10 protein-coding genes and 1 tRNA gene are annotated in these 14,356 nt (G+C 29.8%); 6 read left to right on the plus strand and 5 right to left on the minus strand.

Annotation, left to right across the window (positions count from 1 at the left end):
• Positions 1-102: 102 nt before the first annotated feature.
• Positions 103-1,623, plus strand: coding sequence for a carbon-nitrogen hydrolase family protein (locus BX611_RS02315; RefSeq protein ID WP_115877874.1), 1,521 nt, complete (start codon positions 103-105; stop codon positions 1,621-1,623).
• A gap of 54 nt (positions 1,624-1,677) precedes the next feature.
• On the plus strand, positions 1,678-2,601 hold the full coding sequence (locus BX611_RS02320) for a mechanosensitive ion channel domain-containing protein (RefSeq protein ID WP_115877875.1): 924 nt from the start codon (positions 1,678-1,680) through the stop codon (positions 2,599-2,601).
• Between the two features lie 82 nt (positions 2,602-2,683).
• Here the strand turns inward: BX611_RS02320 and BX611_RS02325 are convergent.
• Positions 2,684-2,754 (minus strand) — tRNA-Gln (locus BX611_RS02325).
• A gap of 172 nt (positions 2,755-2,926) precedes the next feature.
• Here BX611_RS02325 and BX611_RS02330 point away from each other — a divergent pair.
• Both BX611_RS02330 and BX611_RS02335 read left to right on the plus strand, forming a co-directional pair.
• Positions 2,927-6,016, plus strand: a complete 3,090-nt coding sequence (locus BX611_RS02330) for a glycosyltransferase family 117 protein (RefSeq protein ID WP_115877876.1) — start codon at positions 2,927-2,929, stop codon at positions 6,014-6,016.
• 10 nt (positions 6,017-6,026) lie between these two features.
• On the plus strand, positions 6,027-6,665 hold the full coding sequence (locus BX611_RS02335) for a polysaccharide deacetylase family protein (protein WP_115878923.1): 639 nt from the start codon (positions 6,027-6,029) through the stop codon (positions 6,663-6,665).
• Positions 6,666-6,670: 5 nt separating this feature from the next.
• On the opposite strand, the gene BX611_RS02340 is transcribed toward BX611_RS02335, so the two are convergent.
• The 4 genes from BX611_RS02340 to BX611_RS02355 all read right to left on the minus strand — a co-directional run bounded on the left by BX611_RS02340 (position 6,671) and on the right by BX611_RS02355 (position 10,396).
• Positions 6,671-6,967 (minus strand): thioredoxin family protein, encoded by a 297-nt coding sequence (locus tag BX611_RS02340; RefSeq protein WP_115877877.1) that lies wholly within the window; start codon positions 6,965-6,967, stop codon positions 6,671-6,673.
• Between the two features lie 87 nt (positions 6,968-7,054).
• Complete coding sequence (locus BX611_RS02345; RefSeq protein ID WP_115877878.1) at positions 7,055-8,266, minus strand: metallophosphoesterase; 1,212 nt, start codon at positions 8,264-8,266, stop codon at positions 7,055-7,057.
• A 77-nt stretch (positions 8,267-8,343) separates the two neighbouring features.
• A complete protein-coding gene (locus BX611_RS02350) occupies positions 8,344-9,372 on the minus strand; it encodes a hypothetical protein (RefSeq protein ID WP_115877879.1) in 1,029 nt (342 codons plus the stop codon).
• Between the two features lie 133 nt (positions 9,373-9,505).
• Complete coding sequence (locus BX611_RS02355) at positions 9,506-10,396, minus strand: hypothetical protein (RefSeq protein ID WP_147296386.1); 891 nt, start codon at positions 10,394-10,396, stop codon at positions 9,506-9,508.
• A 121-nt stretch (positions 10,397-10,517) separates the two neighbouring features.
• On the opposite strand from BX611_RS02355, the gene BX611_RS02360 reads away from it, so the two are divergent.
• Together BX611_RS02360 and polA are read left to right on the plus strand one after the other, a co-directional pair.
• On the plus strand, positions 10,518-11,222 hold the full coding sequence (locus tag BX611_RS02360) for a T9SS type A sorting domain-containing protein (RefSeq protein WP_115877881.1): 705 nt from the start codon (positions 10,518-10,520) through the stop codon (positions 11,220-11,222).
• A gap of 138 nt (positions 11,223-11,360) precedes the next feature.
• Complete coding sequence (polA, locus tag BX611_RS02365) at positions 11,361-14,198, plus strand: DNA polymerase I (RefSeq protein WP_115877882.1); 2,838 nt, start codon at positions 11,361-11,363, stop codon at positions 14,196-14,198.
• Positions 14,199-14,356 lie beyond the last annotated feature (158 nt).

Raw genomic sequence — 14,356 nt, forward strand, 5'->3', positions numbered from 1 at the left:
AATCAAAATTATTATCTAATTTTACTTAGTAAGTAAAGTAGATTTGTCAAAAGTATTTTACTTTAATTATTTATATATACTTAATAATTAGCTACTAAAAAAATGAAAGATATAGAAAATATAGAATTAACTTATTTAACTCTAGATGACTATCAAGAGCTTAAAGCTGCTATGATAGATTCCTACACAACTATGCCCAATTCTTTTTGGAGAGAACATCAAATTGCATCGTTAATTGATCGGTTTCCAGAAGGGCAAGTTGTAATAAAAATTAATGATCAAATTGCCGGTTGCGCATTGTCTATTATTGTAGACTACAATAGTTTTGATGACCACCACTCCTATAAAGAAATTACAGGAAATTACACATTTAGTACCCATACACCCGATGGAGATGTACTTTATGGAATTGATGTTTTTATAAAACCACAATATAGAGGTTTACGACTTGGAAGAAGATTGTATGATTACAGAAAAGAATTGTGTGAGCGTTTAAATTTAAGAGGAGTTGCCTTTGGTGGAAGAATTCCAAATTATCATAAATATTCAGATAAATTATCACCTAAAGAGTACATTGCTAAAGTTAGAAGAAAAGAAATTCACGATCCTGTGTTAAATTTTCAGGTTTCCAACGATTTTCATCCAACAAAAGTGTTAAAAAATTATTTGGAAGGTGATGAAGCTTCAAATGATTATGCTGTATTATTAGAATGGGATAATATTTATTACGAAAAGAAATCTAAGAAAGCTTCTGTTATAAAAAAAGTGATTCGTTTAGGGTTAATTCAATGGCAAATGCGCCCATATAAAGATTTAGAAGAATTAATGACCCAAGTAGAATTTTTTGTAGATGCAGTTTCAGGTTATAGATCAGATTTTGCACTGTTCCCAGAATTTTTTAATGCGCCGTTAATGGCTAAAAACAATCATTTAACTGAAGCTGAAGCAATAAGAGAACTCGCTAAAGAAACTGAAGAAATAGTAAAACAATTTTCTCAATTATCAATTTCATATAATATTAATATTATTACAGGTAGCATGCCTGAAATGCAAGAAGGAAAATTATATAATGTAGGTTATTTATGCAGAAGAGATGGTACTGTTGAAAGGTATGAAAAATTACACGTAACTCCAGATGAGGCACGTGTTTGGGGACTTCAAAAAGGACATGAACTAAAAAGTTTTGATACCGATTGTGGAAAAATTGGAATTTTAATTTGTTACGATTCAGAATTCCCAGAATTAAGCAGAATTTTGGCTGATGAAGGAATGGATATTTTATTTGTACCTTTTTTAACTGATACACAAAACGGATATTCAAGAGTAAGAAACTGTTCTCAAGCAAGAGCAATTGAAAACGAATGTTATGTGGCAATTGCCGGTAGTGTAGGAAATTTACCTAAGGTTCAAAATATGGACATTCAATATGCCCAATCTATGGTGTTTACTCCATGTGATTTTGCATTTCCTGCAAATGGTATAAAAGCAGAAGCTACCCCAAATTCAGAAATGATTTTAATTGCCGATGTTGATATAGATTTACTAAGGCAATTACATCAATTTGGCAGTGTAAGAAACTTAAAAGACCGACGAAAAGATTTATATGAAGTAAAAAAACTTTAACACCCACTTTTCATATGTAAAACACCCCAGAAATTAATAGGTAAAACCTAAATTATGGATGAGCTAAATAAAATAATTCAAGATTTTAAAAGTTGGGAATCTAGTGAGTTAATTATAAAATTTTCTCAATTTATTATTTGGCTTTTAGTAATCCTATTAATTTCTTGGCTAATTAGAAAAAGTATTGCTAAAAAAATTTCTGATAATTCCACACGATACCGAATTAAAAAATTGGTACGAATTGGAAGCTATGTTTTAATAATTATTTTAATTATTATACTGTTTACTGGAAACTTTCAATATTTTACAGTTTCAATTGGTTTAATTAGTGCTGCAATTGCTTTTGCTTTACAAGAAGTAGTTTTAAGTATTGCAGGTTGGTTTGCCATATTTGGTTCAAACATGTACAAACCAGGTGATCGAATAAATATAAATAACATTAAAGGAGATGTAATTGATATTGGAATTACAAAAACTACTTTAATGGAAATTGGAGACTGGGTATCTAGCGACAACTACAATGGTCGTATTGTTAAAATTAGCAATTCATTTGTTTTTAAAGGTGCTGTTCACAATTATTCAACAGATTTCCCATTTGTTTGGGATGAAATTAACCTTCCAATTAAATACGGCTCAGACATTAACATTGCTAATAAAATTATTCAGGAAAGCGCCAACATTTACCTTTCAAAATATACCGATTTCGCTAAAGAACACTGGAAATTAATGGTTAATAAATATTTAATAGAAGATGCTATTGTTGAATCTACACTAACACTAAAATTAACAGATAACTGGATTGAGTTTAACCTGAGATATGTTGTAGATTATAAAAAACGAAGAGTTACAAAAAATGCAATTTTCACCAAGATTTTAGATGAAATTTCTAAAACAAATGGAAAAGTTCTACTTGCATCAGCCACTTATGAAGTTGTAGGCATTCCTCCAATAAACGTTGAAATTTCTAATAAAAAATAAATTCAACAAACAATTTACGTCACAAAAAAAACCTTTATTAAATGCAAAAACCTGATAATTAAAAAATTATCAGGTTTAAATGTTGACCCACAAGGACTCGAACCTTGACTGACGATACCAAAAACCGGAGTGCTACCATTACACCATGGGTCATTTTGCGGGTGCAAATTTAAAGTAAAGTTTTAATTCGGCAAATAATTTTTACTATTTTTTTAATAAATTAACTTTAATCTTCGTTTTAGTAGTTTATTAACTATTCATACCAAGCTAATTTTCAATATTTACGTTTAATTTTATTAAATTCGCCACGTACAAAACATTTTCTATGAATTCATTCAATTTTACTAAATGGAATACCATCCTTGGATGGGGAACATTTGCAATTGCATTAATTACTTACACCTTAACATTAGAGCCAACAGTTAGTTATTGGGATTGCGGAGAATATATTTCCACAGCCGTAAAACTTGAAGTTGGGCATCCGCCTGGAGCTCCGTTATTTCAAATGTTAGGTGCTTTTTTCGCAATGTTTACAAGTGATGTTACCGAAATTGCAAAAATGGTAAACTTTATGTCAGCACTTGCAAGTGCATTTACCATTTTATTTATGTTTTGGACTATTACCATTTTAGCAAAAAAATTGGTAAAAAAATCTTCTGAAATTTCAAAAAGTACTTCAATTGCTATTTTAGGAAGTGGTATTGTTGGAGCTTTAACATATACATTTTCAGATAGTTTTTGGTTTAGTGCTGTAGAAGGTGAAGTATACGCAATGTCTTCATTTTTAATGGCCTTACTTTTTTGGCTTGGCTTACGATGGGAAGCTGAAATAGGAAAACCGGCTGGAGATAAATGGCTTTTAATTATCAGCTTTGTTGTTGGTTTATCATTTGGAGTTCATATTTTATCATTACTTGTAATCCCTTCAATTGTATTTCTTTACATCTATAAAAAATACAAAAACTTAACTCTTGTCCAGTTTATTATTGCGAATATCGCTGCAATATTAGTACTTGTTTTTGTTTTTAAAATGCTGTTCCCGTTTACATTAAGATATTTTAGTGCATTGGAATTGTTTTTTGTAAACTCCATTGGAATGCCTTTTAATTCAGGAACCATTATTGCTGGAATTTTATTAATTGCTGCATTTTATTTTGGATTGAATTATACACATAAAAAAAATAAAGTTGAAGCTAACACCATTTTACTCTCAGTTTTATTTATTATGATTGGTTTTTCATCTTGGCTAATGTTACCTATTAGAGCCAATGCAAATACAACTATTAACGAAAATAACCCTTCAAGTGCACGTGAATTACTGGCTTATTACGATCGTGAGCAATATGGAGATGCAAATGTATTTTACGATAAGTATTATTCAATTGTTTATAACAGAGAAATTGATGAAAATAATCCTACCAAAGATGACAAGCCTAAGTATGAGAAAAACGAAAAGCTTGGCAAATATGTAATTGTAAATAATTACAAAGATGTATTACCAAACTATAGTGGGAAACATAAAGGTTTTATACCTAGAATGGTAAGTACAGATGCTTCAGTAATAAAAAATTATAAAGCCATTGCTGGTATTCCTGAAAACAGTAAAAGAAGACCAACATTTATTGAAAACATTAAATTTATGGTCGATTTTCAGTTTGGTTATATGTATGGAAGGTACTTTTTATGGAACTTTGTTGGAAGACAAAATGACGAGCAAGGTAATTTAGATTTACAAAATGGAAATTGGTTAAGCGGAATTAAATTTATTGATGAATTGCATTTAGGACCTCAATCAAAACTTCCTTCAGATGTAAAAAACAATAAGGGTAGAAATACTTATTTTTTCCTTCCTTTTATTTTAGGGATAATTGGACTCTTTTTTCATCTTAAAAAAGATAAAAACGATTTTTATGTATTGCTCTTGTTTTTTGCATTTACAGGTTTGGCAATTATATTTTATACAAATCCAAAACCTTTTGAGCCAAGAGAACGAGATTATGCAGTTGTAGGTTCTTTTTATATTTTTGCCATATGGGTTGGCTTTGGAGTGTTAGCAATTTTTGAAAAATTAAAAAAATACGCTAATAAAAATACGGTTGCAATTGCAGTTTCAGTTATAACTTTGTTAGCTGTACCAACATTAATGGCTTCGGAAAACTGGGATGATCACGACAGATCAAACAGGTATACATCACACTTAAATGCAAAAGCTTATTTAGATTCCTGCGATGAAAATGCCATATTATTTACCATTGGAGACAACGATACCTTTCCGCTATGGTATATGCAAGAAGTTGAAAATTACCGAACAGATATGAAATTGATTAATACCAGTCTTTTCCAAACTGATTGGTATATAGATCAAATGAAAAGAAAAACATATAAAGCCGATCCTATTCCATCTCAATTAACACACGATAAGTATAAATGGGGAACCTTAGATGTTGCTTATTATTTTCAAGAACTTTTTCCTCAATTAAAAGATTCTATTGTTGAAATTGATTATTTTATGAAATGGATTGAAAGTGATAAAGATGTTACCTTTTATGATTTAGATGATGACGGAATTCCTGAAAAAGTACTTCCAACCAATAAAATACGAATTCCTGTAAATAAAGAAAACGTATTAAAAAATGGAATTGTTGCTCAAAAAGATGCTGATTTAATTGTTCCTTATATTGATATTCAATTTAGTAGTGCCATTACTAAAAACAGAATTTTAATGCTTGATATTTTAGCCAATAACAATTGGGAAAAACCAATTTACTTTACAGGTGGAGCTCAGGCTGATGAAGAATACATTTGGTTAAAAGATTATTTACAGTTAGATGGAATGACTTATAAATTAGTACCTATTTTCACTAAAAACGACGGAAATTTCTTTGAAATGGGTAGAATAAATTCTGATGTTATGTATGAAAATGTTAAAAACTGGGATTGGCGAAATATTACAGATGATAACATTTATTTAGATACTGAAACTAGAAAAAATTCAGTAACCTACCGTAATAATATGGAACGATTAGCACGTACTCTAATGAACGAAAATAAATTGGATAAGGCTGAAGAAATTTTAGATTTATCTCTAGAAAAAATGCCCGTTAATAAATTTGGACATTATAGCATGTTAATTTCTTACATAGATTTATATTACGCATTAGACAAAAAAGAAAAAGCTCAAAAATTAATTGAAGAATTAAAAAAACCACTACAAGAAAATTTAGTTTATTTCAGCCAGTACGAAGAATCAAATATTGATATTGTTTTTGATCAAATAGAACGTAATTTTTTAATGTACGACCAAATTGTTAAATCAACCATTAGATTTGATGATGAAGCATACGCTAATAAAATTAAGAATGAATATGTGCTATTTTTAAAACTTTTTGATTTTTTAATGCCTGATGAACAATAGTTTTATACACATGAAACCTTATATTATAAAAACTCCAGGTCTATTAAAATTTATTTTCCATAAATGGGTTTGGAGTTTTTCAAAAAAAGAAAAAAATATATACCTCACTTTTGATGATGGTCCTACTCCTGAAATTACAGATTGGACGCTTAATCAACTTAATAAATACAACGCAAAAGCTACTTTTTTTTGTATTGGAAAAAATATTGAAAAACATCCCAAAATTTTTGAAAGAATAATTCAAGAAGAACATTCAATTGGAAACCATACATATAACCATTTAAACGGATGGAAAATTGATACTACTTCCTATTTAGATAATTTTAAAAATACTACCACAACAATTCAACAATTTATGGGGTATAAATCAAAATTATTTAGACCACCATATGGCAAACTAAATTTAGCCCAAAGCAAAAAAATAAGAAAAAAAGGCTATAAAATAATAATGTGGGATGTTTTAAGCGCTGATTTTGACAAAACTATTTCGAAAAAAAAATGCTTGGAAAATGTAATAAAAAACACAAAAAAAGGGAGCATTATTGTTTTTCATGACAGTATAAAAGCAAGCAAAAAACTAAAATACGTACTGCCAGAAGTATTACAATTTTATACCGCTAAAGGATATAGCTTCAAAAGTATACAATAAAATAGTTACACATATTGCTGTACTAAATTTATTAATGTGTTGGCATCTTGATCACCAGATTGCCTCCATTTCATTTCACCATCTTTATAAATAATAAAAGTAGGATTGCCTTTAATTCTTAAGGCATTAGCTAAGATTTCATTCTTTTCAACATCAATTTTTATCACCTTTGCACTATCACCAAGCGCGGCAGCAACATCACGCAATATAGAATGCAAGTCATTAGAACCATCTTCCCAATCTGCATAAAAATCGATTAAAACAGGAATATCGGAACCTATTAATTCTCCAAATTTTGTCATGATTTTTTATATTTTTTTTGACTAAAACTTCAAAAACAACACAATGTATTTATACAAATGTACTATTTTAAATTAAAAAAATGGTATCTACTTCTTTTTCAATGTAATTACAGTAATTTCTGGCCAAATACCTACCCTACCAGGAAAGGCTAAAAATCCAAAACCTCTGTTAACATTTATATATTTACCAAATTCTTTATATATACCAGCCCAATGCTTATAAATGTACTGCACAGGACTCCATTTTATTCCTGGAATCTCAATTCCAAACTGCATTCCGTGTGTATGCCCACTTAAAGTTAAATGATAATTATTAGTATGACTTTTTATTTCTTGCTCCCAATGAGAAGGGTCATGGCTCATTAAAATTTTAAAATCTTCTTTATTAATTTTTGAAGAAGCCAAATTTAAATCTCCCGCTTTTTTAAAACGTGTCCCCCAATTTTCAACACCAACCAATGCAATTTTATCAGTTCCTTTGTCTAAATAAATACTATCATTTAGCAATAAATTAAAACCAATTTTTGGATGAATATCCTTTATAGCCTTAAAATTTTCCTCTTTTTCATCAGCTGTTTTCCATCGAACATATTCTCCATAATCGTGGTTACCTAAAACCGAATACTTTCCATCTTTTGCCTTAAGTTTTCTAAAAAGAGGAATCCAAGGAGTCATTTCATTGGCAGTATTGTTTACAATATCACCGGTAAATAATATAACATCAGACTCTTGTTCATTTATTAAATCAATTCCGTGACTAATTTTATCTTCATCATCAAAACTACCACTATGTATATCTGAAAGGTGTGTTAGTTTATAACCATCAAAAGCTGTTGGTAAATCCTCAAAATAAAGTGTGTGTTTAATAACTTGGTAGTTGTATTTACCACGAACCATTCCATATAAAACTGAACTAAATGGTATTGACGCTAAACCTAAAGCCAGCTTACTTACAAACGCTCTTCTTTCAGGAAAAAAATTAGTTGTTTTAGAACTTGAAAAATAATTAAAACCTGTTTTAAAAACCCTAAAAACATCTTCACTAAAAAGCACTGTTAAAGCAATTATTTTTGGAGTTAAAGTTAAAATTAACAATCCAAATGCTAACATTACTTGTTGGCTTAGCCCTCTAGATTCTCCAACAGAATTGATACTATAAACTACATTTGCTATTATTGCTATAGAAAGCAGCCAATAACATATTATTACAATTTTATTTTTAGTAATTGTTTTTATGCTTTGAAAAGCATAAAAATCAATAAAAAGCACAATTACTGTGAAAATTAACCATCTAATCATAAAAACAAAACTAAACTTATTTTACGATTTAAATAATTGTTCTTTTAAAATTAAGAAGGTTTTAACAATAAAAAAATCTATTTAATATATTGCAATCGACTTCCAATTGTGTTTATTTGAAAATGAAAATCAAGCGATAAAAGACCTGCATCACTATTGTATGTATCATCTGTATGCCCTGAATCTCTCCATAAACGACATATTAAAATACTCGATATTTTTTTCCCAGTTCCATCTAAACCAACACTGCCAGGTGTTAAACTGGTAATCAAATGTGTTCTTTGTGTAAAAGATCCAGTTGCTACAACGGTACTAGTTGTAATTGCAGGAAAAACTGCAGGAGTTGTTGGATCATAATTTACCCAAGTATAATCCAGATTCCATTCAACATCACCTGATCCAGTACTATTCGGTGTCCAATGCAAATGTGGATAAATTGTGGTTCCTTCCTTATAACTATGTGGCATTTGAACTTGAAAACTTAACGTTTCTAACCCTTTTGCATTACGGAAATACCAAATTTGCGGACCGCTAGACTCTCCTGGAAAATAGTCCAGTGAAGCTGAACTAGAACCTTTATCCATAGAAACTCTTAAATCATCCCATACTTCTGCATCTCCTTCAAACATAAGGGTACCATCAGCTTCAATTTTTGTATCATTACCACCAGTAATATCACCTATTTTAGTAACTCCTGTATTGTCGATTGTCATTCTTTCTAAAGAGGCATCTCCTGCTACATTTGCAGTTGAAAACCTAATATTATCTTCATCAGCACTTTGTTCAACTTCAATTTTTGTATCTCCATCAGCATCAACAATTGAGCTTCCAGAAACCAACTCTTTCCATCCGTCCGTACTATTCTTGTAAAACCAAAAACTTTGAGTTTGTGTATCAAAAACTAAAAGCCCATCTGCTGGTGTCCCTATTGTTTCTCTTTGGGTTGAATTCATCCTTGGTATTAAAATACCCGTATCGGTTGACACTACATCTAATATTGCTGAAGCGTTTGGTGTTGTGGTTCCAATACCAACTTGAGCAAAACAAGGATTATTAAAACTTAAAAAAGTTAAAACTATTAACAAGATTATTATTTGGGGTTTCATAACTTAAAAATGAGAGGATTATATTGTAAATATAAATAAATTACCTCAAAAACATAATGATATTTATCATGTCTTATGTGTTAAAGATGACTTTCGTTATGTATTTCATTATTAAAACAACGCCAAATGAGAACTACATACCCATAGCAAAAAAGTTAAATGATTTCATAACTATCGTTCCAGTATCTCCAACCATGGCGACATAAAACTCTAAATAGTCATCTGTACTAAGCCATAACGCAACATGCATTGCAGAACTTTGATTATCTGTAGTGGAACTTCCCTTTATAATAACTTTGGATTTGTTTTCTACCACACCATTTTTTGCTACGCCAAATACATAAACATCGTTATTAGTTCCAGGTGAAAAACTAAAACTTAAGGCTATGTGAAATAATCTAGTGGTGGCTCCTCTATAGGTTAAACTAGCATCAAAATCAATTATATCGCCATTTATTTGATTAGTATCAAACATGTCATTTAAAAAATTAATGCCTGTACCTGATTCAACTCTTTCGAAAACATCCGCTGTCCCAAGTGTGATGGTAAGGCCGGTTTGATTAAAATAACTCAACTCCCCCATTGGTAACATTAACCTACCATCAGGCGTTAAGGTTCCTGTAAATGTTTTATCTCCTCCAATATTTGTTTGATTATTTACTAAATCAACATAACCCGTACTTGTATCAACTACTTGCCAGTCAGCTCCATTGTAATAATTTAATCGATCTGTGTCGGTATTGTAAATTAATAAACCTGACGCAGGTAATCCAATATTATCCCTTTCTGTTGTAGTCATTCTTGGAGGTAAAAACCCCTTTTTACCATTTGAAGCTAAGGAAGCTACATCCACATCCAACATTGCTGATGTATTTGGAGAGACGGTTCCAATACCTACTTGAGAAAAAATACTATTACTTAATAGTATTAGAATTAATATAAAACTTAGATTGATAATTTTTATTTTCATATAAATTAAATTTAAAACAAAGTTAATGTATTGCCTATGTAACTTTAGTGACATATGTCATGAAAACAATTTGATAATCAGCGAATAAAAACCATTGAAAATAGATTAATTATTCAAAATTCAAATTTTATTTGAAAAATATTCATTATTTTTATAACAAATAAAAAATTGCCCCATGAAGTCAATTATTAAAATGTCGCCCTATTTGTTTTGCTTAATTAGTTTCTTTTCCTATTCACAAGATTTAACTATTTCAAGTGGCAGTTCATTAAGTGTAGTTTCTGGAACGGATTTTTATGTAAACGGCCTTAATTTAAATCCTAGTGCAGATTTAACCCTAACTGGTCCAGTAGAGTTTTCTAAAACGGCAACACCGGTTGGAGAGAGTATTGATAGAGTTTTTAATTTCAGCAACACTATAACCAATTTTCAGGGTGATGTAACTTTTTTTTATAATGACTCAGAGCTAATTACAAGTAGTGCTTCAGAACCAACACTCGTTCTTCGTGTTAAAGATGGCACAACTTGGAGTAGTGATTTAACACCTACAAGAGATGGAACTTTAAATACTTTAATTTACAATTTTCCAGCTTCAACAAATATTTCATCAATTACGGCTAGTAAACCAGGAATTACGCTTTCTATAAATAAATTTAATAAGTTAAATGTAAATCTTTTTCCAAACCCAGTAATTTCGTCTTTTCAAATTTCTACGGAGTTAACTATTGAAACTTTAATTTATAATAATTTAGGCCAAATAATTTTAAAAACAAATCAAAAAAATATTGATGTATCTCAATTAAGTGCAGGTAATTATTTAATTATTGTTAAAGACCTTAACAGTAATAATTTTAATTCTTATCAAATAATTAAATTATAGTTTTTAAAATACCTCAGTCTCTTATAAAATTTCAAAAAATTAAGAGATACCTAATTTCCAAAAATAAAATTTTATCTTTGCTAATATAGTAAGTAATTATAAAAATTCTTTTATTAATTACAATAAGCTACCTTATTTATTATGAGTAAAAAACGCCTTTTTCTTTTAGATGCTTATGCCTTAATTTTTCGTGGTTATTATGCACTTATAAAAAACCCAAGAATCAATTCTAAAGGAATGGATACTTCTGCAATATTAGGGTTTACAAATTCATTATTAGATGTAATTAAAAGAGAAAATCCAGACCATTTAGCAGTTGCATTTGACAATGGAGGCTCTTTAACACGTTCTGAATCATTTCCTGAATATAAATCTAATAGAAACGAAACTCCTGAAGCAATTAAAATAGCAATTCCATATATTCATAAAATACTGGAAGCTATGCATATACCAATTATTGAAAAACCAGGTTTTGAAGCCGATGATTTAATTGGAACACTTTCTAAACAAGCAGAAAAAGCAGGTTATCAAACATTTATGGTAACCCCTGATAAAGATTTTGCACAATTGGTTTCAGAAAACATATTTATGTACAAGCCTGCCCGCATGGGAAATGGTATTGAAATATGGGGTATACCAGAAGTTCAAAAAAAGTTTGAAGTAGAACGCCCTGAACAAGTTATAGACTACCTGGGTATGATGGGAGATGCTGTTGACAATATTCCAGGGCTACCTGGTGTTGGAGATAAAACTGCTAAAAAATTCTTAAAACAATATGGAAGTATGGAAAATCTTTTAGCCAATACTCATGAGCTAAAAGGTAAAATGAAAGAAAAAATTGAAGCGAATAAAGAACTTGGGTTACTTTCAAAAGAACTTGCAACTATTATTTTAGATTGCCCTGTTGAATTTCATGAAGAAGATTTTGAATTAAATCATCCCGATTTTGAAAAAACAAATGAAATTTTTAAAGAATTAGAATTTAGAAGAATTGCTGAAAACCTTGCTAAAATATTTAAAACTTCCACTTCAGAGCCAATTAAACCTAAAATTGAATCTGAAAATAATACAACACAAAAAACACCACCGCCTACAAATCAACAATTCGATTTATTTTCAACACCTGTCGAAACTAAAATTGATGAAGAAGGAATTAAAGGTTATAGAACCTATGAAAATACCGATCATTTATACCAATATGTAAATACACCTTTTTCAAGAAAGTTATTACTTCAAAAATTAATGCAACAAAAATCGGTAAGTTTCAATACTGAAACTATTGGTGCAAATGCATTTGAAGCCGAATTAACCGGAATAGCATTTTCTTATGAAAAAGGAAAAGGGTATTTTGTTCCTGTAGAAAACACTACAGACAACGGTAAAAGTATTCTTAAAGAATTTGCTCCATTTTTTGAAAACGAAACTATTGAAAAAATTGGTCAGGACATTAAGTACACTATTAAAGTTCTAAAAAATTTCGACATAAACCTTAATGGAAAATTATTTGACACCCAACTGGCGCATTATTTACTAAACCCCGATATGCGACACGATATAAGTGTGTTAGCTGAAACTTATTTAAATTATCAACCAATAAATATTAATAATTTTATAGGAAAAAAAGGGAAAAATCAACTTTCGGTTAGAGAAATTGAGATTTATAAACATGCCGAATATGCTGTTGAAAATACGGATGTAATTTTTCAATTAAAAGAAATCTTTTTTCAAGATTTGGAAAAATTCAATTTAATAAAATTATTTAATGAAATTGAAATTCCTGTGTTAAGAGTTTTGGCATCAATGGAATTAGAAGGAATTAAATTAGATGATGCATTTTTAAATTCTTTAGCTGAAAATTTAACGAATGATATTAAAAATTTAGAAGACACTATTTATAAAGAAGCTGGTGTTGAGTTTAATTTAGCTTCACCAAAACAATTAGGAGATGTTTTATTTGATCATTTAAAACTAATTGAAAAACCTAAAAAAACGAAAACTGGTCAATACGCAACCGGAGAAGAAATTTTATCAAAATTAGCTCCTAAACATACAATTGTAAAAGAAATATTAGAATGGAGAGGATTGGTTAAACTAAAAAACACTTATGTAGATGCTTTACCAAAAGAAGTAAACAAAGTAACAGGCAGAATACATACTACATACAGCCAAGCAGTAGCTGCAACGGGCAGGTTAAGCTCCAATAATCCAAACCTTCAAAATATTCCAATTAGAACCGAAAGAGGAAGAGAAGTTAGAAAAGCATTTATTCCAAGAAACGAAAATTACACCCTAGTTGCTGCCGATTATTCTCAAATTGAATTACGGATAATTGCCGCATTAAGTAAAGATGAAAGTATGATTAATTCCTTTAACAAAGGAGAAGACATTCATGCCGCAACCGCAGCAAAAGTTTTTGGAGTTCCTTTAAATGAAGTTACCCGAGCACAACGTAGTGATGCCAAAGCTGTAAACTTTGGTATAATTTATGGCCAGGGAGCTTTCACTTTAGCACAACAATTAAACAAATCAAGATCTGAAGCAAAAGAATTGATAGATAATTATTACAAAAATTTCCCAAAATTAAAACAATATATAGCAAATCAGGTAGATTTTGCACGTGATAACGGATATGTTGAAACAATTTTAGGACGCAGAAGATATTTAAAAAACATAAATTCACATAATGCAATTGTACGTTCCGGTGACGAAAGAAATGCCGTAAATGCTCCAATTCAAGGAAGTGCCGCGGATATTATTAAAATTGCAATGATACATATTCACAAATTTTTATCTGAAGGAAATTACAAAACCAAAATGCTATTACAAGTACATGATGAATTGGTTTTTGATATGCACAATGAAGAATTAGAATCCTTAAAACCTATAATTAAACAAAAAATGGAAAGCGCATATAAACTTTCCGTTCCTTTAACTGTAGATTTAGGCGAAGGTAACAATTGGCTGGAAGCTCATTAAAAAATTAGTTACAAAGTTGGCAAGTTTCAAAGTCGTAAAGTTTCAAAAAACAAGCTTTTACCTATTAATTTTAGTCAAATAACTTCAGAAGAAAATATTGCTAACTTACTGTTTGTTATATAAATAATTGTTTGTACATTTGCACTCCCTTTTTAGGG

Origin of the sequence: Lutibacter oceani, assembly GCF_003384935.1 — a bacterium.
Lineage (GTDB): Bacteria > Bacteroidota > Bacteroidia > Flavobacteriales > Flavobacteriaceae > Lutibacter > Lutibacter oceani.